This window comes from Sutterella wadsworthensis 2_1_59BFAA, assembly GCF_000297775.1.
GTDB classification, from domain to species: Bacteria; Pseudomonadota; Gammaproteobacteria; order Burkholderiales; family Burkholderiaceae_F; genus Sutterella; species Sutterella wadsworthensis_A.
On the sequence record NZ_JH815518.1, the window covers coordinates 112,589 to 132,107 of the forward strand.

Here is a 19,519-nt window from a genome sequence, read left to right on the forward strand (position 1 = left end):
GAACGGGCGTCCTCACGCTGTGAGTGGACGCCCGTTTTCGTGAGGGCGGCAGGACGGAAACGGAAAGGGAAATCATGACGACACAGCTTCATGTGACGGCACTCGGTCTGCCGGGCGTCCTGCTTTTGAAGAGCATCGTTCACGCGGATGCGCGCGGCAGCTTCACGCAGAGTTGGCAGGCGGCTGACTGGCGCGCGGCGGGCGTGGACATTGCCTTCATGCAGGACAATCTCGTCTGCAACGCCCGCAGAGGGACGCTGCGCGGCATGCACTGGCAGCGTGAGCCGCATGCGCAGGCCAAGGCCGTGCAGTGCGTCAGAGGAGCGCTCCTTGACGTTGTGGCAGACGTGAGGCCCGAGAGCTCGCTGTTCGGCAGGTGGATTTCCGTCGAGCTAAAGGCTGGCGAGGGGGAGTCTCTCTATGTGCCAGCCGGCTATGCGCACGGCTACGTGACGACGGAGGACGATACGATCGTGCTCTACAAGGTCGACAAGCCATGGGTGCCGGGGTCGGAGGCCTCGTGTCGATGGAATGATCCGACGCTGAACATCGACTGGCGGTGCGAAAATCCCATCCTCTCCGAGAAGGACGCCGCAGCCCCCTTCCTTTTGCCGTGAGAAAGGTCTGAATGCAGAAAAGCCTGCCGATCCGGCAGGCTTTTCTCACAAGTCGACTTATTTTTGCGGGTCTTCCGCGTCAAGTCCCTTTCGCTTCTGGATGAACTTCCAGACCATGCCCACGAGGACGGGGCCTGAGATGGCGGCGATGATGCCGAGAAGAAGGATGAGAGAGAGGTTGTTCTTGATGAACGGGATGTTGCCGAAGAGGTAGCCTGCGCCGACGATCGAGACAGCCCAGAGAATGGCACCTGCGCCGCTGAAGAGCTCGAAGCGGATGCCGTTCATGCGGGCTGCGCCTGCAATGAGCGGCGCGAAGGCGCGGACGATCGGCACGAAGCGGGCGAGCAGGATGGTCTTGCCGCCGTGGCGCATGTAGAAGTCGTGAGCGTGGCGGAGCTTCTTTTCGTTGATCCAGGAGATGTTGCCGCTGTAGATGCGGTTGCCGAGCCAGCGGCCCTGCTCGTAGCCGAGCGTGTTGCCTGCGATGGCGCCGACGATGACGGCGAGCATGATGAGCCAGGGACTGGCCGTACCGGAGGCGGCGACAGTGCCTGCAACGAAGAGAAGAGAGTCTCCCGGCAGGAATGACATGATCACGAAGCCAGTCTCCAGGAAGAAGATGAGGAACATGGCGGCGTAGATGAGGGTGCCGTAGTCCGTGGCGAGGGAAACGAGAAAGGCGTCCGTATTGGTAAAGAGGTTGACTACGAGATCGAGGATGTCCATCTGAGAATCCCAGGTGATTGTTTCCTGCCCCCGAGGGAGGGCCGGCCATGTGCAAGGAGCGGAGATTGCACATATCATACTGAATGCAGTCCCCGGCTGACGGGGCATATCTTAACGAATTGAAATTGCCCGAGGCTTATGCAAAACCTGATGCCGCGCACGCTTGCGCCCAAACGAAGCATTGCTGAACTACCGAGCCAGCTCATCAGCCAGATTGCGGCAGGCGAAGTGATCGAGCGTCCTGCCTCCGTTGTGAAGGAGCTGGTGGAGAATGCAATCGACGCTGGCGCCGGTGAGATCGACGTCAAGCTCGATGGCGGTGGCCTCAAGCGCATCGTCGTAACCGACAACGGCTCAGGCATTCCGAAGGACGAGCTGGCGCTAGCCCTCAGACGGCACGCCACCAGCAAGATCCGCGACCTTCTTGAGCTCGAGCGCGTCGGAAGCCTCGGCTTTCGCGGCGAGGCCCTGGCGTCGATTGATGCCGTTGCCGAGATGAGCATCCGTAGCCGCACGCCTGAGGCCGACAGCGCATGGGAGATCTCCGACGGAGAGGTGCATCCCGCCGCAGGCGTCGTCGGCACGCGCGTGGAGGTGCTCGACCTTTTCTACAAGACGCCGGCTCGCCGCAAGTTCATGAAGTCCGACGCGACGGAAACGGCTCATGTGACCGAATATCTCGAGCGCCTGGCGCTCGCCAACCCCGACATCGGCTTCACGCTTTCGGCAAACGGTCGCAATGTTCTGAAGCTTCCTGCCGCCACGAACGTTGTTGACCGCATTGAGGCGCTGATGCCCAGAGCCTTCAAGGGACAGCACCGCGAGGTGGCGGCCGAGGAGGACGGCATGACGATTCGAGGACTCGCCGGCATTCCGGCCATCGCCCGCAGTCGTGCGGACGGGCAGTACTTTTTCGTCAATGGCCGCTATGTGCGCGACAAGACGCTCATGCATGCCGTCAAGGCCGCCTATCAGGACGTGCTGCACGGCCAGAGCCAGCCCGTCTTCTGTCTCTATCTGACGCTGGATCCGACTGCGGTCGACGTAAACGTACATCCCGCCAAGCTTGAGGTCAGGTTCAGGGAGTCGAGCAGGGTACACCAGTTCGTCATGCATGCCGTGAAGGCGGCTCTCGCGCCGCCCACCGCCTCGCTTCTGAATGGTGAGGAGACCGAGGCAGCCCTGCCTGCTCAGAAACGGCAGGAGGCCGCACGTCCCGTGCAGTCGTCTGCACCGTCCGTTTTTTCATCAGGCTCGCTCGGTAGCACTCCCGCATTCACCGCACCTTTGCGTCCCGTGTTCAAGCCCGAATCCTGTCCTGACGTCAGCACGGCTATGCGCCTTTTCGGCGCGGACGTCGATACTGCCAGAGCGGCTGCGCAGGGCAGAGTTCCTGAGGGACGCTTCTCGGGACGGAAAGACGGCAATTGGCTCAAGAGCGAGAAAGTGCCGCCTGCCGAACCCGAATCCGGACGTCTCGACCTTCAGGGAGGATCCTTCCTGAAGGAGACGAATGAGGCAACGTCTCTCGGGCCGATTGACGTGCCCCCGCCCGAAACGGCCGAGGGCATGAGCTTCGAGGAGATTGCCGAGGCGGTTCCGTCCGCTTCCGACAAGACCTCGGCATGTGTTGCGGCCACTCCCGCATCTGAAGCTTGCAAGCCCGCGACGCTTCCTCCGGGGACGCTCGGCCGCGCCATTGCCCAGATCGGCGGCATCTACATTCTGGCGGAGAATGAGCGCGGGCTCGTGGTGGTTGACATGCACGCGGCGGCTGAGCGAATCACCTACGAGCGTCTCAAGCGCGAGATGGACGCCCGCGGCATCGCCGTACAGCAGGTTCTGATCCCGCAGGTCTTCCGCGTGAACCCGCTTCTCTTTTCCGTCTTTGAGGAAAACCGCGAGCTTCTTTCCACGCTCGGCCTTGAGCTCACGGGGGCCGGAGACTGCGCCGTCGCCGTGCGTGCGCTCCCGATGCTCTGCAAGGACATGCCGTCCCAGACGGTGGAGACCATGGTGAAGTGTCTTCTAGAGGATCTTCAGAACTTCGGTGAGACGTCTGTCATCGAGGAGCTCAGAAACAGGCTTCTCGCCACGGTCGCCTGTCATGGCTCCGTGCGCGCGCACCGCCGTCTCACCCTGCCCGAAATGGACAGGCTTCTGAGGGACATGGAGGAGACCGAGCGGGCCGACCAGTGCAACCACGGCCGTCCGACATGGCGGCAGATGACGCTTACAGACTTGGACAAGCTCTTCATGAGGGGCAAGTGATGGACGCGATTGAAAAGGTCCTGCATGAATGCGGGCAAAAGCCGCAGGCGCTGATGATTCTTGGGCCTACGGCGGGCGGCAAGTCCGCTCTTTCTCTGGAGATCGCCCGACGTCATGACGTTGAGATCATCTCCATGGATTCTGCGCTTGTCTACAGGGGCATGGACATCGGCACGGCAAAGCCGACGAAGGAGGAAAGGGCGGTATGCCCGCACCATCTGATCGACATCCGTGACATTGGTGAGGCCTACAGCGCCGCCGATTTTCTGGAGGATGCCGTGAGACTCGTGGGTGAGATCCGCTCGAGAGGGCGGCTTCCGCTCATCGTGGGCGGCACGATGCTCTACGCCAAGGCTCTCAGGGACGGCATCAACGACATGCCGTCAAGCACGCCTGAGGTTCGCGAGGCGGTGGCGACTGAGGCGGCTGAGCGCGGCTGGCCAGCCATGCATGCAGAACTCGGGAGGATCGATCCCGTGACGGCCGCCAGACTGGCGCCCAACGACAGCCAGCGCATCGGGCGCGCTCTGGAGGTCTGGAAAATGACGGGCAGGCCGATCTCGGCCTTCCATGCAGAGAGTGTTCGCAGACCTGCGGTGGAGACGTTGACGATGGGGCTGCTGCCCTCGGACAGAAAGTGGCTGCATGCCCGAATCGAGGCAAGGTTTGAACAGATGCTTGCCGATGGCTTTCTGGATGAGGTTAGGTCTCTGATGATGCGTCCAGACTACGATCCTGACAGCCCGGCCATGCGGGCCGTAGGCTATCGACAGGCAATTGATTTCATCGAGGGGCGCACCGACATGGCGGCCTTTTATCTGGCAGGCGTTGCGGCCACCCGACAGTTGGCCAAGAGACAGATGACCTGGATGCGCAGCATGCAGGATGCCTTGCTGGTGGATCCATTGGCTACCGAAGTGCTGGACAAGGTGGAAGGCTTGATCCGATCATTGAACTGATGAAGTTGTAGGGGAGGCGCCTGAATCAGGCCCTCCCTATCTTTGAGTTGCTTTATGGGTAGACGTATTGGTAGGTACCGTCTTTGTAGAGCAACCATCCAGCATCCCCCGTCAGGATGTTGCCATTGACCGTTGCGGTTTGAGGATCTGAGATTTTGACGTCGTAGCCTAGGAGTTGGATGACGGATGTTGAAACCTGTTGATGGAAGGCAGCGAGATCGTTGTCAAAGACCTTGCGATAGGTTGCCATAACTTCCGCATTGTCACTGGCAATGAAGAGAGGAACTGTATAGCTATCCCTCTGAACAGTGCCTTGATTGTAGGTTTTGTTGGTGACGTAAGCTCCGTGATCAGACGTATAGAGCAACAACCAGTTTTTGAGCCCCTTCTTCTGGATGCTCTCGTAAACAGTTTGAATAAGCTTGTCGGTCTTGAGGATAGTGGCGTCATAGTGGTCGACGATGCTATCGCCGTACACTGAGACCTCTTCTGTAGATAGCAGGGTTCCGTACGGAGTGTGGGAACCTCGCTGATGAAGAATCACAAACTGCCTTCCCGTATTGAAGTTGACCGTATCAAACTGGGTAAGAAGGTTGAAGTCGGGCATGCTTTCCCGGTCCGAAAGCCCGAAGGCTTCAGGAAAGGTGATTTTATCGATCCACTTTCCGCCGATCAGGTTCAAGATGTTCATCTCATTTCGAGCTTGAGCTGTGAACCAATAGGTTTGAAATCCTTGATCCTTGGCGAGCCTGAATAGGTTCGTTGTTCCGTGCATGATCTGCACCATGCCGTTGGGTTGTGGAATGGCGTTGAAAAGCGTCGGAAGAGCAACAGCCGTCATGAAGGCTGCGGAATGGATGGGGCGGACAATGAAGTCGTCGCGTCCCTTGATTTCAGAGAAAAAGGGCGTCGTGTTGCGTTCGTAACCGAAGGCTCCTACATGGGCTGCAGATTCACTTTCGCCTACGATGAAGATGATGTGGTCGATTTTGGGATCACTGAGTCGAGTAGGGGCGAGTGACCTGTAGTCGGTGATCTTGCTGAGGTTGAACACTTTGTAGGGCAAAACTCGTCCAAGAAAATAGCCGAATGAGAAATAGTTCGACTTGACCTTGCCGTAGGAGGTTTTGGGTGAGATGCCGTGCTCTTGACAGGTGTCGAAGGAGCGAACGCTGACGATGGCGATCAAGAGGACGAACAGCACATCTAAAATCGGCCATCGGCTTTTTCCCTGACGAATCTTCTGGGAGTACTTATAGAGAAGCACAACGATAAGAAGGTCAACAAGACCCCAGAGAATCGTAGGAATGAGCTTAGGAATCATTGAGACGCCAGTGTTGGCAACCTCGGACCACTCGGCCAGGGCCAAGTAGTAGTTGATCCCATTGATCCAACTCTGATAGATCTCGAAATGAACGGGATTGACGATCAAGCAGAGGAAGAGAAAGAATGCGGCGCAGACTTTGGTAAACGCCCAACGGGAAAAGCAAAGTATGGACGTGAAGGTCAGAAGGTAGAGAAACTCTTCCCAAGGGCGGCCTAACGGAACTATGTCGAAATACAAGCGATGCAAGCATTCACTTCCAACGAGCATGGCACTCGCGGCAGCTGTCATGATGAAAAGCTTAAGGTAGGTGTTGGAGAGCTTGAACGACATGGAGGAAATGGCTTTAAGGCAAGGGCCGAAAATAGAAAAAGCAGCATGATAAATCACGTTGCTTTCCGAAGAGATCGTTTGTATTGACTTCTAGGTCAATGCGGGCGCGATCAGCGGACGACGCAGGGAGCTTCACCTTCGGGAAGTTTGGCGACCGTGCCGATCGTGAAGACCTTTTCGCCCTGAGCTTCAAAGGCGCCGCGGGCCTTTTCGGCGTCTTCGGCGGAGACGATCACGACGAGACCGATGCCGTTGTTGAAGACGCGGTGCATTTCATGGCTGTCGATGTTGCCCTTTTCCTGAAGCCAGTCGAAGATGGCCGGGCGCGTCCAGGACTTGCCGTCGATGACGGCCTGAACGCCTTCGGGAAGAACGCGGGGCACGTTCTCCACGAGGCCGCCGCCCGTGATGTGGGCCATGCCCTTGATCTTCACGGACTTCATGACTTCGAGAACCTGCTTGACATAGATGCGGGTGGGTTCCATGGCGCGGTCGGCGAGCGTGGCACCGTCGAACGGCATGTTCCAGTCAGCGCCGGCGACTTCGACCACCTTGCGGATGAGGGAGAAGCCGTTGGAGTGCGGACCGCTCGAGGCAAGGCCGAGAATCGTGTCGCCCGGCTGGATCGTGCGGCCGTCGATGATCAGGTCCTTTTCGACAACGCCGACGGCGAAGCCTGCGAGGTCGTATTCGCCTTCCGGATACATGCCCGGCATTTCGGCGGTTTCACCGCCGATAAGAGCGCAGCCAGCGAGTTCGCAGCCCTTGGCGACACCGGCGACAACGCGACCGGCGACGTCAACGTCAAGCTTGCCGCAGGCATAGTAGTCGAGGAAGAAGAGGCTGCGGGCACCCTGCACGAGGATGTCGTTGACGCTCATGGCAACGAGGTCCTGGCCGACCGTGTCGTGACGGCCGAGCTTGAAGGCGAGCATGAGCTTGGTGCCCACGCCGTCCGTGCCGGTGACGAGAACCGGGTTCTTGTATTCCTTGCTGACTTCGAAGAGCGCGCCGAAGCCGCCGATGGAGCCGAGGACGCCCGGGATCATCGTGCGCTTGGCAAAGGGCTTGATGCGTTCAACGAGTTCGTCGCCGGCATCGATGGAAACGCCGGCAGCCGCGTAGGAAAGTTGGCTCATGGAAAGTATCTCGAGTAAAGAGGGTCCGCGGGCACACGCAGAAGAGGGGGCACGTCGTGCCGAAGGGTGTGACCGGGGACGGGTTGCCTAATAAAAGAGTTTGCGAAAGTATAAGCCAAAGAGCCGCCTCATGAGGCGGATAAGACGATTTTTGAGCAGGGGAGGTCGCAGGCGGAGCAAGGGTTTGAGTGAAGCGGAGGCATGACAAATGGAGCAGACGAAAACAATGTTTTCGAGGTAAACTCTAAGATTCTGGACGTGTGCGCATCATGCGCTCAGATTTCCACCGCCCGAGATTATGTACGAACACGAACCCGATCAGTATCTGCTCGACCTGCAGGAGCGCGACAAGCCGACGCTCGACAACTTCGTTGTCGGTGCCAACGGCGAAGCCGTCAGTGTTCTGCGAGAAGTGGCCGCAGGCTGCGGGCCCACCTTCGTGTATCTGTACGGTCCCAAGGGGGCGGGCCTCACGCATCTGCTGAGAAGTCTGGTGCCTGAAGAGGGCTTCCGCGTGCCGATGTTCGATCCGAAGGTGCCGCTCTACGTCGTTGACGACGTGGACGAACTGGATCCTGGCTGGGCATTGCAGCTGCTTGCACTGCAGAATGCCGTGCGCGGAACGCCGGGCATGCATCTCGTGTGTGCGGGCAGGGTGCCCGCCGCTCAGCTTCCGCTTCCTGAAGTCGTCAGAAGTCGTCTGGCTTGGGGACTCTGCTATGCAATTCGTCCGCTTGACGATGAGGAGCGTCTTGCCGAGCTTCACCGTCAGGCCGCACGACGCGGCATCGAGCTCACGCCCGACATCCTTCACTGGATGGGGGCCAACCTGCCGCGCGACATGCGCACGCTCACCTGTGTGCTTGATGAGGCGGACCGCCTCGGGTTGCAGAAGCAGCGTCGTGTGACGCTTCCTCTGTTGCGCGAGGCCGTGACCTCTCTTGATGAGAGGCAGCACGCTCGTCAGGCATACTGATCCCGTTTTTTCACGACATGAAGTTTGCAGTCTTCGATCTTGATCACACGCTCCTCCCCGTCGACAGCGGAGAGAACTGGAGCCGCTGGCTCGTGAGAGCCGCAGGCATGGATGTCGCCCTGATGGACGCCCGGATCGAGGCCTATGCCGAAGCCTACCGCAAGGGTGCATTCAGTGCCGACGAGTTCATGGGCTTTCAGGCGGGGCTTCTGGCTGCCTGCAGGCGGCAGGATCTGGAGAAGTGGCGCGCAGCCTATATCGATGCCTGCGTCAGGCCGCACCTCCGCCCCGAAGCGCTCGATCTGGTCGAGTCCCGCAGGAAGGCGGGGTTTGAGCTTGTGCTTGCTTCAGGCACGCATGCCTTCGTGACGGGGGCGATTGCGCCGCTCTTCGGCATCAGGCATCTTGTGGCGGCTCGACCTGAAGAGGACGCCTTCGGAGAGTTCACGGGCCGAATTGCAGGGTCCCACTCATACGGCGAGGGCAAGCTGGTGCTCCTCAGGGGGTTTCTGGAGAGTCTGGGCGCTGCTGATGACGGCCTCAGGCTGGAGGCCTACAGCGACTCGATCAACGATCTGCCGATGCTGGCCTTTGCCGCTGAACGCGGCAAGGCGTTCGCCGTCAATCCAGACGGCATGCTTCGGTCGGAAGCCGCCTGCAGAGGCTGGCGAATCATGGATATTTTCAAAAAGGACAGGGCGTAAATGTTTGGCCGTATTGTCAACCGGGTGAGGGACATGTTCGCCCCACGTTCCGTTGTCGTCAAGAATCCCCGCGTGATTTCCGCAGATGAGCACCGCATCGATCCGGCCTTGGTGTCGGCTGAGGCGCGGGCGACCTGCGAGGCGCTCAAGCGTCGCGGCTTCCAGGCCTACATCGTGGGCGGTGCCGTTCGCGACCTGATGCTCGGCGTCACGCCCAAGGACTTCGACGTGGCGACCGATGCGACGCCCGAACAGGTGAAGCGCTGCCAGCGCCGCGCCGTGATCATTGGCCGTCGCTTCAAGCTCGTACATGTGATTTTCGGGCGCGAGGTCATCGAGTGCTCGACCTTCCGTGCGCTCGAGGGCGCGGGCCAGCGCAAGGACGCCACGGGGCGCGTCGTCTCCGACAACGTCTTCGGCGAGATGTGGGAGGACGCGGCTAGGCGCGACTTCACGATCAATGCGCTGTACTACGATCCCCAGACGCAGGAGCTCTTCGACTATCACCGCGGCTTTGAAGATCTCGCCGCAAAGCGCCTTCGCATGATCGGTGATCCAGCCGAGCGCTACAGGGAAGACCCCGTGCGAATGATGCGCGCCGTGCGCATCGCGGCGAAGCTCGGCTTCACGATCGAGCCCGCCACTGAAGCGCCGATTCCCAAAATGGCGAAGCTTCTCGAAAACGTGCCCTCCGCCCGTCTTGTCGACGAGGTACTCAAGCTTCTGACCAGCGGTCATGCCGTGGCCTGCCTCTCGAAGTTGCGTCAGGAGGGACTTCACAAGGCGCTTCTGCCGTTGCTGGACGTGATCGTCTCCGAGCCTGACGGCGAGGAGTTCCTGATGCTCGCCCTGAAGCGCACCGACGAGCGCATCGCCGTCGGCAAGAAGATTTCGCCCTCCTTCCTTTTTGGCACGCTGCTCTGGCCGCAGGTCGTCAAGCGCTGGCGTTACAACGAGGATGAAAAGGGCATGAGCCGCATGGCCGCCCTTCATGCGGCCTGCGTCGACGTGCTTGCCACCCAGTGCCAGCAGCTGAACATCCAGCGACGCTATCAGGCGGACATCCACGATCTGTGGATGCTTCAGGCGAGGTTCGAGCGCCGCACGGGCAAGACTGCCTATGCGCTCGTCTCCCATCCCCGCTATCGTGCTGCCTATGACTTCATGCTGCTTCGTTCGCTACTCGGTCATGTGCCCGAGTCTCTCGTTCAGTGGTGGGACGCTTTTGCGCTCTCCGACGAGGAAACTCGTGCAGGCATGATCGCAGAGGCTCAGCGCGAGGCCCGCATGACGGGGGACGCCGCCCGCAGCCATCGACGCCGCGCAGCGTCCGCCGGCGGCGAGACGCCTGCCGAGGATGGCGAGCGCCGCTCGTCGAGAAGGCGTCGCCGTTCGCCGCGACGCTCCTCCCGCAGCCGTCAGGAGCGCAGTGATGCCTGAGGCGATCATCGCGCTCGGGGCCAATCTGGGGCAGCCCGTTGAGGCACTCAGGTCTGCTGTGCAGGCGCTCGGACGGACGGACGGCATCCGCGTGCTCGGCACGAGTCGCTTCTATACGACGAGTCCCGTCGAGTCTTCCGGTCCCGACTACGTCAATGCTGCGGTGCTGGTCGAGACGACGCTTGAGCCTATGGCGCTTCTGCGCGCCTGTCAGGCGATTGAGAACGCACACGGTCGCGTTAGGCCGGCGGGCGTTGTCAATGCGCCCAGAACGCTCGATCTGGACGTGATTGCCTATGAGGGGACGGTTTCCGACGATCCCGTGCTGACGCTTCCTCATCCTCGCATGCACGAACGCCTCTTCGTGCTGGTGCCGATTGCGGATCTGCTGCCTGACTGGAGACTGCCTGACGGGCGCACCGTCGGAGAAGCCGTCAGGGACGTGCGGGAGGCTCATCCCGATCATCTGATCCGCCCACTGGGCCCGGAAAATATGGCATAATTCACTTCTTAATTTGAAAGGGTTCCCCGGATGGCGGAATGGTAGACGCAGCGGATTCAAAATCCGCCGGTGAACAACCATGAGAGTTCGAGTCTCTCTCTGGGGACCATCAAAAGCTAAGGTCGATGCAGTCGTTGCACCGGCCTTTTCTTTTATCCTGCAAGCGGCAAAGCCTGCGCGGAAGTCCGCACAGGCTTTGCGTAATGAGAGTTGGGTCCTGTCTCAGAGATGTTGGCGGAGGAACTGTGCCAGCGCCGCGAGCTCGTCCTGACAGATTTCGTGGTCCATGTCGAACGGAAGCCAGCGGAAGTCGGGGTTGATCTCCTGAATGACCTGAGCGCTGCGCTTGGCGGTCAGTGGCGAAATAACGGAGTCGAAGAGACCGTGCGCCATGAAGACGGGCGTCTTGCGGCCGGCGGGCGTGATTTCTGAGAACAGAGTGCCCGCGAGCGGCAGGTAGCCCGAAAGGGCCACGATGCCCGCGACAGGTTCTTCTTCACGAAGTCCCGCGTAGAGTGCGGCGGCCGCGCCCTGAGAGAAGCCTCCGAGGAAGATGCGGCTGCGGGGGATGCCCGCCTTTTCGACGTCCGTGATGAGAAGACTGATGCGGGCTGCGGTTTCCCTGATGCCTGCACGGTCCTCGTTGTCGTCGATCTTGTCCGAGCGCACGTCGTACCAGGCGCGGAGCGGATAGCCCGGATGCGCGGAGATTTCACGCACGGGGGCGTTGGGCAGAATGAATCGGCAGACGGGACCGCCGAAGTCAAGGATCTCGTCAGGGAAGGGCGCGAAGTCGTTGTTGTCGACGCCCATGCCGTGGAGCCAGATGACGGCGGCTTCAGGCGCATTCTGCGCGCGCCGCGGGGAGACCATCAGGATGTCCTTCGGATCGAAGGGCTTGACGGCGGGTTCCGCAGGCTTGGCGGGTTGGGAGGGTTGGACCGGTTCGGCCTGCTTCTCCTCTGCGGGCTTCAGGCGCTGAGCGCTCTTGGGGCGGAAGGCCCTGACGACTTCCTCGCGGGTCTCGACGTAGGGACCGCCGATGAGGTCGATGCAGTAGGGCACGGCTGCAAAGATGCCGTTGACGACGGACTTGCCGTCCTTGCCCCTGAGGCCCTCAAGCGTTTCAGCAATGGCCTTTGGCTGGCCGGGAAGATTGATGATGAGCGCCGCATGATCGGGCGTTTCGCGAAGCACGGCCGTCTGGCGCGACAGAATGGCGGTCGGGACGAAGTGGCCTGAGATCGCTCGCATCTGTTCGCCGAAGCCCGGCATCTCGCGCGTACCGACGGCAAGCGTCGCTTCGGGCGTGACGTCGCGGCGCGAGGGGCCCGTTCCGCCCGTCGTGAGGACGAGGTCGCAGCCGATGATGTCGACGAGCTCGCGCAACGTTTTCTCGATCTCGAAGCGCTCGTCGGGGATGAGGCGCTTGTGCACGGCCATCGGGTTGATGATGGCCTTCCTGCACCAGGCTTCGAGCTCGGGAATGCCGCGGTCGTCATAGACGCCCTTGCTGGCGCGGTCAGACACGGACACGAGGCCCAGAATCAGTTCGTTTTCACTTTTGCGAGGCGGCTTCATCGAAATCGTCCTTTGGCCTGATGGTTATTCTTCGTTCTCGTCGTCTTCGGCGAAGAGGCTGATGGGCTCTTCGAGAAGATCATGAAGGTAGCGGTAGAGCTCGCGGGCGCTCTTGGGCGGCTTCTGTGCCTCGCGCTCCTTGCGAGCTGTACGCACAAGCGTCCGAAGGCGTGGGATGTCAGCTTCGGGATGCTCGCTGATGAATTTGGTGAGCGCTTCGTCGCCTGCAAGCATTTGGTCGCGCAGCGTCTCGCAGCGGTGAAGCAGGGCGACGGCGGCGCGGGATTCGCCCGTGACGCGGTCGATCGCTTCGCGAACGGCGACGGGATCCATGTTGCGCATCTTCTTGCCGATGAGCTGGAGCTGGCGTCGCTGCGCGCCGAAGCTTCTCATGCGGCGGAATTCGACGATTTCCACGAGAACCTCGTCGGGAAGGCCGATGCGCTTGAGCTGCTCGTCGCCGAGCTTCGTCATCTCGCGTCCGAGATCCTGGAGCGCGTTCTGCTCGCGCTTGAGCTGGGATTTGGAGGGGCCGCGGTAGCCGTTTTCGTCAACGTCGTCTTCGTAGATCTGTTCCTGGCGCATGGCAAAGCTCTTGCGTTAAAAAGTCATCAAAACCCTTATGATAGCGGGATCGCGGGCAGGACGTCGGATGTCCGAAGGCCCGTGAAGGCGGAGGAAGGAGAGTGAAAATGCAGGATGAAGTCGAAATGCGCACGGAGGAGCTCGCCCGATGGACGGTGGAGCGTTCGAAGTCGCTTGGGGCGGACTGCGCAAGCGCCGAGGTGAGCCACGACAAGGGGCTGAGCGTGACGGTGCGCATGGGGGAGGTCGACGCCGTAGAGCACACCGAGGAGCGTGTCCTGACGCTCAACGCGTGGATCGGAGGGCGAAAAGGCTGCGCAAGCACGGCGGACTTTTCCGAACGCTCGCTCGAGGCGGCCGTGCAGGCCGCCGTCGACATCGCCCGCGTCTCGGCGGAGGACCCTGCTGCGGGACTTCCCGAGGCGGAGGATCTGCAGGCCGACATGCGTGACCTGTCGCTCTGGCATCCGTTCGAGGGAGGCGTCCAGGAGGCCGTAAGGCTGGCCTCGGCCGTAGAGGAGGCCGTCTTCGAGGCGGACGAGCGGATCGTCAACTCCGATGGCACGAACTTCTCGACCTCGTCGGGGGAGTTCACGCTGGCCAATTCGCTCGGGTTCTGCGCTGGCTACAGGTATTCGCGTCACGACATGGACGCTGCGCCCATTGCCGAGGACGACTCCGGCATGCAGCGCGACGGCTGGTGGACGCAGGGGCGCGCCGTCGAGGATCTTCTGGACCCCGCCGAACTCGGACGCACGGCTGCCGGGCGCACGGTCGCTCGCCTTGGCGCAAGGCCGCTGTCGAGCCGTCGTGCGCGGGTGCTCTTTGATGCGCCCGTGGCGACGGGACTTCTGGACATTCTTGAAGAACTCCTCAACGGGCGCGCCTGGTACAGGCATGCGAGCTGTCTCGAGGGAAGGCTTGGCGAGCGGATTCTTCCTGCTCATGTCTTCGTGGAGGAGGATCCCTATCTCATGAGGGCGCTCGGTTCCGGAGTCTTCGACGACGAAGGGTGCGCGGGACGAAGACGCATGATCGTGTCGGACGGACGGATTGAGGGGATCTTCCTCTCCAGCTATTCCGCCCGAAGGCTCGGAATGAGGACGACGGGAAATCTCGGCGGAGCCTACAACCTGAGGCTTTCCAGCACCGAGACTCGACCTGAGGACACGAGGCGGGCGATGCTCGAGCGCCTTGGCACGGGATTCCTCGTGACGGAGCTGATCGGGCAGGGGCTCAACGCGGTCTCGGGAGACTATTCGAGGGGAGCCTCGGGCTTCTGGGTCGAGAACGGGCGGATCGTCGCCCCCGTCGAAGGGGTGACCATTGCCTCGAACATTCTCACGATGATGAAGACGATCGAGGCGATCGGAGCCGACGAACACGACACGGGCGTGCGTCGATCGGGAAGCCTGCTGATTCCCGATCTGATGCTCGCGGGCGAATGAGCTCTGACGAATGAGCCTCGAAGGGGCTTCTTCGCAACGAGGTGCAAAGTCAGGCGTCTTTGTCGAGACAGTCGCGGGCAAAGCGGGTAGAATGCCGCTTTTCTCAAATTCCCACTGGCCTGTCAAGCCATGCAAGAACAGCACTTATCCGATTTCGATTTCGAGCTCCCGCCGGAGCTCATCGCCCAGTATCCCCTTGAAAACCGCACTGCATCTCGTCTTCTGCACATCACGAAGGACGTGATCGAGGACTGCACGTTCACGGACATCGAGGGCTTTCTTCACGAAGGCGACCTGCTTGTCGCCAACAACACCAAGGTCATCAAGGCCCGCCTGCTCGGCCGCAAGGCCACGGGCGGCAACGTCGAGGCCCTGATTGAGCGCGTCACGGGCGAGCGCACCGCTATCTCCATGGTTCGCGCCAGCAAGTCCCCGAAGCCGGGCACTGTCCTCTACTTCGAGGCCGACGGCATCGAGGAGCCCGTCATGGTGACGGGCCGTCAGGGCCAGTTCTTCGAACTTGAGTTCGAGCGTCCCGTACTCGACGTTCTCGAGGCGTTCGGTCGCGTTCCGCTTCCTCCCTACATCACGCATGCGGCGCAGAAGTCCGACGAGAGCCGCTATCAGACGGTCTATGCCCGCTATCCCGGCGCCGTGGCCGCTCCAACGGCCGGCCTTCACTTCACCGAGGATCTTCTCGGCAGGCTTGCGGCCAAGGGGGTCGACATCGAGTATGTCACGCTTCACGTCGGCGCGGGGACCTTTCAGCCCGTTCGCGTCGAGAATCTTTCTGAACACCAGATGCATTCGGAATGGTTCAACATGCCCGAGGACGTGGCCGCGCGCATCAATCGTGCGAAGGCCGAGGGCCGCCGCGTGATCGCCGTCGGCACGACGTCGCTGCGCACGATCGAGAGCGCGGCCGACGCCGTCGGGCACGTGGCCGCGGGCGCCCGCGACACCTCGCTCTTCATCATGCCCGACTATCGCTTCCGCATCATCGACGCGCTCATCACGAACTTCCATCTTCCGAAGTCGACGCTCGTCATGCTGGTCTCCGCCCTTGCGGGCCGCGAGCGCATTCTGGAGGCCTACCGCCATGCCGTTGAGGAGAAGTACCGCTTCTTCAGCTACGGCGACGCATGCTTCATCGAAAACGCCCGTCTTGCAGGCTGATCCGGCCAGCAGGACCTGTACACAAGACAAGGACACAAGAGAAACATGGCTTTTGATTTCAAGGTCAAGGCGACGTGCGGCAGAGCCCGTCGCGGCGAACTGACGCTCAATCACGGCGTCGTTCAGACGCCGATCTTCATGCCGGTCGGCACCTACGGTTCCGTGAAGGCGATGGCGCCCTATGAACTCAAGGAGATCGGCTCCCAGATCATCCTCGGCAACACCTTCCACCTGTGGCTGCGTCCCGGCCTCGAGGTGATCGGGGCCCACAACGGTCTTCACGACTTCATGCAGTGGGACAAGCCCATCCTGACCGACTCGGGCGGCTTTCAGGTCTTCAGCCTTGGCGAACTGAGGAAGATCACCGAGGAAGGCGTGAAGTTCAGCAATCCGATCAACGGCGACAAGCTCTTCCTGTCGCCCGAAGTGTCGATGAAGATCCAGCGCGTGCTCAACTCCGACGTGGTGATGGTGCTCGACGAGTGCACGCCCTACAAGATCGGCGACCGTCCCGCCACCGAACTCGAGGCCGCCAAGTCGATGCGCATGAGCCTTCGCTGGGCGAAGCGCTCGCGTGACGAGTTCGATCGTCTCGAGAACCCGAACGCACTCTTCGGCATCGTCCAGGGCGGCATGTTCGAGCACCTGCGTGAGGAGTCGCTCGAGGGCCTCAAGGGCATCGGCTTCCACGGCTATGCCGTGGGCGGCCTTTCCGTCGGCGAGCCCAAGGAGGACATGCTCCGCATCATGGACCACATCGTGCACAAGCTCCCCGACGACCGTCCGCGCTACCTGATGGGCGTGGGCACGCCCGAGGACCTCGTGGCAGGCGTCTCCCAGGGCATCGACATGTTCGACTGCGTGATGCCCACCCGCAATGCGCGCAACGGCTGGCTCTTCACCCGTTTCGGCGACGTGAAGCTCAAGAACAGTCGTTACCGCAACGACCTGCGCCCGCTTGATCCGAGCTGCAACTGCTACACGTGCCGCAACTTCACGCGCGCCTATCTGCATCATCTCCACAAGGTAGGCGAGATCCTCGGCGCGCGCCTCAACACGATCCACAACCTCTCCTTCTACCTTCAGATCATGCAGGAGATGCGCGACTCGCTTGAGGCAGGGACGTTCGAGGCCTGGAAGAAGCAGTTCGCCGAGGATCGCGCCCGCGGGGTGGAGTAAATCCTCCCGGAGTTTCTCAGTCAGAGATAAGGCAAGATCCTTATAATGTCTCAAATCTCCTTCGGCGGGACTCGCTTCCGCCGAAGGTTCCGATTTCACACATTCCTGAATCACTGGAGTTCAAATGTTTTTTGTTAGCGATGCCATGGCTGCCGGCGAGGCCGCCGCTCAGGTGGGCGGCATGGAAGGCTTCCTCATGCAGGTCGTTCCGCTCGTCGTCATCTTTGCCGTGTTCTGGTTCTTCCTGATCCGTCCTCAGCAGAAGCGCCAGAAGGAACACATGCAGATGTGCGAAGGCCTGACGCGCGGCGATGAAGTCACCACGCTCGGCGGCATTTCCGGCCGCATCGAGTCCGTCGATGAACAGACGATCGGCCTTCAGGTGGCTTCCGTCGACGGCAAGCCCGTCGTGATCCGCATGCAGCGCACCTCGGTCAGCGTCGTCCTCCCGAAGGGCACGCTGAAGATCTGAGCAGCATCAACGTGCACGCACTGAAGTGCACGAAGCGCTGAGAGCAGATGCTCTTGGCGCTTTTTTAAGCCCGGACGAGCGTCCGGGCTTAAACCCATTTTCGAACCCCACTTTCTTCAAGTGGTTTTCACAACGGTTGCGCCTGAGGAAAAATCCTGCGGCGCAACGGAGTAACATGCGATGAACCGCTATCCTCTCTGGAAATACATCGTCATCGTTGTCGCCCTTGTGATCGGTCTGGTCTACACCCTGCCGAACTTCTACGGCGAGTCTCCTGCAGTGCAGGTCTCGTCCGGCAAGGCGACGGTGAAGGTGACGGAGCAGACCCTGAAGACGGTCGAGGATCTTCTGCGCAATGCAGACCTGCATCCCAACGGCATCTTCTTCGAACAGGGCGCCCAGCAGAACACCGTGCGCGTACGCTTCGAGCCGACTGAGGCCGAAAAGCAGCTTCAGGCCCGCGAGGTCCTTGAAAAGGCGCTCAACCCGAACCGTGAGGACCCCGCCTACGTGGTGGCCCTGAACCTCACCCCGAACACCCCGCAGTGGCTGCTTTCGATCAGGGCGCTGCCGATGTATCTCGGCCTTGACCTTCGCGGCGGCGTGCACTTCCTGCTTCAGGTCGACATGCGCGCGGCCATTACGAAGCGCGCCGAAGCGACGCTCGCCGACCTTCGCACGCAGCTTCGCGACAAGCGCATCCGCCACACGGGCATGAACCGCGTGGGCAACGTGGTTGAAGTGAGCTTCGCTTCCGAAGAGGAACGCGCCCGCGCCAATGACCTGCTGCGCAACACGCAGCCTGATCTGGTGCTCTCGCTCCCCGAGGCTTCCGCCGCTCCGTACCTCCTGCGCGCCGAACTCTCCCAGAAGGCCGTCCAAAACGTCCAGTCCTACGCCCTGAAGCAGAACATCTCGACCCTGCACAACCGAATCAACGAACTCGGCGTTGCCGAGCCGGTGATCGCCCAGCAGGGTGCGGACCGCATCGTGGTTCAGCTTCCCGGCGTGCAGGATACGGCCAAGGCCAAGGACATTCTCGGCCGCACCGCTACGCTTGAAGTCCGTCTTGTCGACGACTCTCCTGAGGCGCTCGCCCAGCTTGCACAGGGCAACGTGCCCTTCGGCGATGAGAAGTTCATGGACCGCGAGGGCAACGTGCTTCTCGTCAAGCGCCGCGTGATCCTCACGGGTGAAAACCTCAACGACGCCCAGCCCGGCTTTGACAGCCAGACGCAGGAGCCGACCGTCAACCTCGAGCTTGACAGCCGCGGCGCCCGCATCTTCCAGGACGTGACCCGCGACAACGTCGGCAAGCGAATCGCCATCATCCTCTTTGAAAAGGGCAAGGGCGAAGTCGTGACGGCTCCCGTCGTCCGTCAGGAAATCGGCGGCGGCCGCGTGCAGATCTCCGGTCGCATGTCGACGGTCGAGGCGACCGACACGGCCCTGCTGCTGCGCGCCGGCTCGCTGGCTGCTCCGATGGAAATCGTCGAAGAACGCCTGATCGGTCCGTCGCTCGGCGAAGCCAACATTTCCGCGGGCTTCAAGTCCACGCTCTACGGCTTCATCGTGATCGCGATCTTCATGGCCGTCTACTATCAGGTCTTTGGTCTTGTGAGCGCCGCCTCGCTCGTGTGTAACGTGATGATGCTCATCGCGCTCCTGTCCATGCTTCAGGCTACGCTGACGCTGCCCGGCATCGCCGCCATCGCGCTGACGCTCGGCATGGCCGTTGACTCGAACGTGCTGATCAACGAACGCATCCGCGAGGAACTGCGTCTCGGTCGTCTGCCTCAGACCGCCATCAGCGAAGGCTACGATCGTGCCTTTGCGACGATTCTTGACTCGAACATCACGAGTCTCATCGCCGGTCTGGCGCTTCTGATCTTCGGTTCCGGTCCCGTCCGCGGCTTTGCCGTGGTGCACTGTCTGGGCATCATGACCTCGATCTTCACGTCGGTCGTGGTCTCCCGCTCGATGATCAATCTGATCTACGGCCGCCAGAAGAAGCTGACGAAGGTTCACATCGGTCAGATCTGGCGTCCGGACGCAGAGAAGACTGCTCGCTGATGAGGGGATAA

General features: G+C 61.1%; 17 protein-coding genes and 1 tRNA gene. 13 read left to right on the forward strand and 5 right to left on the reverse strand.

Going from position 1 to position 19,519, the window contains the following annotated elements; genetic code table 11:
* Positions 1-74: 74 nt before the first annotated feature.
* The gene (gene rfbC / locus HMPREF9465_RS08745; RefSeq protein ID WP_005436100.1) at positions 75-617 is read left to right on the forward strand and encodes a dTDP-4-dehydrorhamnose 3,5-epimerase; all 543 of its coding nucleotides are present in this window, start codon (positions 75-77) and stop codon (positions 615-617) included.
* Positions 618-674: 57 nt separating this feature from the next.
* Here rfbC and HMPREF9465_RS08750 read toward each other — a convergent pair whose 3' ends face one another.
* Entirely contained in the window at positions 675-1,346 is a 672-nt protein-coding gene (locus HMPREF9465_RS08750; protein WP_005436101.1) for a VTT domain-containing protein, read from the reverse strand.
* 150 nt (positions 1,347-1,496) lie between these two features.
* On the opposite strand from HMPREF9465_RS08750, the gene mutL reads away from it, so the two are divergent.
* Together mutL and miaA are read left to right on the forward strand one after the other, a co-directional pair.
* Entirely contained in the window at positions 1,497-3,617 is a 2,121-nt protein-coding gene (gene mutL, locus HMPREF9465_RS08755) for a DNA mismatch repair endonuclease MutL (RefSeq protein WP_051009062.1), read from the forward strand.
* Positions 3,617-4,576 carry a tRNA (adenosine(37)-N6)-dimethylallyltransferase MiaA gene (gene miaA / locus HMPREF9465_RS08760; protein WP_005436104.1) on the forward strand — a complete coding sequence of 320 codons (960 nt, stop codon included), beginning with the start codon at positions 3,617-3,619 and terminating at the stop codon, positions 4,574-4,576. Before mutL ends, miaA begins: the two co-directional genes overlap by 1 nt.
* A gap of 52 nt (positions 4,577-4,628) precedes the next feature.
* Here the strand turns inward: miaA and HMPREF9465_RS08765 are convergent, their stop codons facing one another.
* Together HMPREF9465_RS08765 and purM are read right to left on the reverse strand one after the other, a co-directional pair.
* The gene (locus tag HMPREF9465_RS08765) at positions 4,629-6,290 is read right to left on the reverse strand and encodes a phosphoethanolamine transferase (RefSeq protein ID WP_196793876.1); all 1,662 of its coding nucleotides are present in this window, start codon (positions 6,288-6,290) and stop codon (positions 4,629-4,631) included.
* A gap of 53 nt (positions 6,291-6,343) precedes the next feature.
* Complete coding sequence (purM, locus tag HMPREF9465_RS08770) at positions 6,344-7,372, reverse strand: phosphoribosylformylglycinamidine cyclo-ligase (RefSeq protein ID WP_005436107.1); 1,029 nt, start codon at positions 7,370-7,372, stop codon at positions 6,344-6,346.
* Positions 7,373-7,670: 298 nt separating this feature from the next.
* On the opposite strand from purM, the gene HMPREF9465_RS08775 reads away from it, so the two are divergent.
* The 5 genes from HMPREF9465_RS08775 to HMPREF9465_RS08795 all read left to right on the forward strand — a co-directional run bounded on the left by HMPREF9465_RS08775 (position 7,671) and on the right by HMPREF9465_RS08795 (position 11,103).
* Complete coding sequence (locus HMPREF9465_RS08775; protein ID WP_005436109.1) at positions 7,671-8,348, forward strand: HdaA/DnaA family protein; 678 nt, start codon at positions 7,671-7,673, stop codon at positions 8,346-8,348.
* Between the two features lie 17 nt (positions 8,349-8,365).
* Entirely contained in the window at positions 8,366-9,052 is a 687-nt protein-coding gene (locus tag HMPREF9465_RS08780; protein ID WP_005436111.1) for an HAD family hydrolase, read from the forward strand.
* A complete protein-coding gene (gene pcnB, locus HMPREF9465_RS08785; protein WP_005436113.1) occupies positions 9,053-10,492 on the forward strand; it encodes a polynucleotide adenylyltransferase PcnB in 1,440 nt (479 codons plus the stop codon).
* Positions 10,485-10,994, forward strand: coding sequence for a 2-amino-4-hydroxy-6-hydroxymethyldihydropteridine diphosphokinase (folK, locus tag HMPREF9465_RS08790; RefSeq protein ID WP_005436114.1), 510 nt, complete (start codon positions 10,485-10,487; stop codon positions 10,992-10,994). Before pcnB ends, folK begins: the two co-directional genes overlap by 8 nt.
* A gap of 24 nt (positions 10,995-11,018) precedes the next feature.
* Positions 11,019-11,103 (forward strand) — tRNA-Leu (locus tag HMPREF9465_RS08795).
* A 113-nt stretch (positions 11,104-11,216) separates the two neighbouring features.
* On the opposite strand, the gene mog is transcribed toward HMPREF9465_RS08795, so the two are convergent.
* Positions 11,217-12,575, reverse strand: coding sequence for a molybdopterin adenylyltransferase (mog, locus tag HMPREF9465_RS08800; protein WP_005436117.1), 1,359 nt, complete (start codon positions 12,573-12,575; stop codon positions 11,217-11,219).
* A gap of 24 nt (positions 12,576-12,599) precedes the next feature.
* Positions 12,600-13,160 (reverse strand): ribosome biogenesis factor YjgA, encoded by a 561-nt coding sequence (gene yjgA, locus HMPREF9465_RS08805; RefSeq protein WP_005436118.1) that lies wholly within the window; start codon positions 13,158-13,160, stop codon positions 12,600-12,602.
* Positions 13,161-13,267: 107 nt separating this feature from the next.
* On the opposite strand from yjgA, the gene HMPREF9465_RS08810 reads away from it, so the two are divergent.
* From HMPREF9465_RS08810 to secD, 5 genes are all read left to right on the forward strand, one after another.
* On the forward strand, positions 13,268-14,608 hold the full coding sequence (locus HMPREF9465_RS08810; RefSeq protein ID WP_005436120.1) for a TldD/PmbA family protein: 1,341 nt from the start codon (positions 13,268-13,270) through the stop codon (positions 14,606-14,608).
* 129 nt (positions 14,609-14,737) lie between these two features.
* Positions 14,738-15,784 (forward strand): tRNA preQ1(34) S-adenosylmethionine ribosyltransferase-isomerase QueA, encoded by a 1,047-nt coding sequence (queA, locus tag HMPREF9465_RS08815; RefSeq protein ID WP_005436122.1) that lies wholly within the window; start codon positions 14,738-14,740, stop codon positions 15,782-15,784.
* A 45-nt stretch (positions 15,785-15,829) separates the two neighbouring features.
* Positions 15,830-16,963 carry a tRNA guanosine(34) transglycosylase Tgt gene (tgt, locus tag HMPREF9465_RS08820; RefSeq protein WP_005436125.1) on the forward strand — a complete coding sequence of 378 codons (1,134 nt, stop codon included), beginning with the start codon at positions 15,830-15,832 and terminating at the stop codon, positions 16,961-16,963.
* A 124-nt stretch (positions 16,964-17,087) separates the two neighbouring features.
* Entirely contained in the window at positions 17,088-17,435 is a 348-nt protein-coding gene (gene yajC, locus HMPREF9465_RS08825; protein WP_005436127.1) for a preprotein translocase subunit YajC, read from the forward strand.
* A gap of 180 nt (positions 17,436-17,615) precedes the next feature.
* Complete coding sequence (gene secD / locus HMPREF9465_RS08830; RefSeq protein WP_005436134.1) at positions 17,616-19,508, forward strand: protein translocase subunit SecD; 1,893 nt, start codon at positions 17,616-17,618, stop codon at positions 19,506-19,508.
* Positions 19,509-19,519 lie beyond the last annotated feature (11 nt).

Excerpts from the sequence above, each read along its gene's own strand:
- queA (WP_005436122.1), top strand. The coding sequence starts at position 14,738 with ATGCAAGAACAGCACTTATCCGATTTCGATTTCGAGCTCCCGCCGGAG.
- HMPREF9465_RS08780 (WP_005436111.1), top strand. The coding sequence starts at position 8,366 with ATGAAGTTTGCAGTCTTCGATCTTGATCACACGCTCCTCCCCGTCGAC.
- yjgA (WP_005436118.1), bottom strand. The coding sequence starts at position 13,160 with ATGCGCCAGGAACAGATCTACGAAGACGACGTTGACGAAAACGGCTAC.
- tgt (WP_005436125.1), top strand. The coding sequence starts at position 15,830 with ATGGCTTTTGATTTCAAGGTCAAGGCGACGTGCGGCAGAGCCCGTCGC.
- HMPREF9465_RS08750 (WP_005436101.1), bottom strand. The coding sequence starts at position 1,346 with ATGGACATCCTCGATCTCGTAGTCAACCTCTTTACCAATACGGACGCC.
- yajC (WP_005436127.1), top strand. The coding sequence starts at position 17,088 with ATGTTTTTTGTTAGCGATGCCATGGCTGCCGGCGAGGCCGCCGCTCAG.
- miaA (WP_005436104.1), top strand. The coding sequence starts at position 3,617 with ATGGACGCGATTGAAAAGGTCCTGCATGAATGCGGGCAAAAGCCGCAG.
- pcnB (WP_005436113.1), top strand. The coding sequence starts at position 9,053 with ATGTTTGGCCGTATTGTCAACCGGGTGAGGGACATGTTCGCCCCACGT.
- HMPREF9465_RS08775 (WP_005436109.1), top strand. The coding sequence starts at position 7,671 with ATGTACGAACACGAACCCGATCAGTATCTGCTCGACCTGCAGGAGCGC.
- mutL (WP_051009062.1), top strand. The coding sequence starts at position 1,497 with ATGCCGCGCACGCTTGCGCCCAAACGAAGCATTGCTGAACTACCGAGC.
- mog (WP_005436117.1), bottom strand. The coding sequence starts at position 12,575 with ATGAAGCCGCCTCGCAAAAGTGAAAACGAACTGATTCTGGGCCTCGTG.
- purM (WP_005436107.1), bottom strand. The coding sequence starts at position 7,372 with ATGAGCCAACTTTCCTACGCGGCTGCCGGCGTTTCCATCGATGCCGGC.
- secD (WP_005436134.1), top strand. The coding sequence starts at position 17,616 with ATGAACCGCTATCCTCTCTGGAAATACATCGTCATCGTTGTCGCCCTT.
- rfbC (WP_005436100.1), top strand. The coding sequence starts at position 75 with ATGACGACACAGCTTCATGTGACGGCACTCGGTCTGCCGGGCGTCCTG.
- folK (WP_005436114.1), top strand. The coding sequence starts at position 10,485 with ATGCCTGAGGCGATCATCGCGCTCGGGGCCAATCTGGGGCAGCCCGTT.
- HMPREF9465_RS08810 (WP_005436120.1), top strand. The coding sequence starts at position 13,268 with ATGCAGGATGAAGTCGAAATGCGCACGGAGGAGCTCGCCCGATGGACG.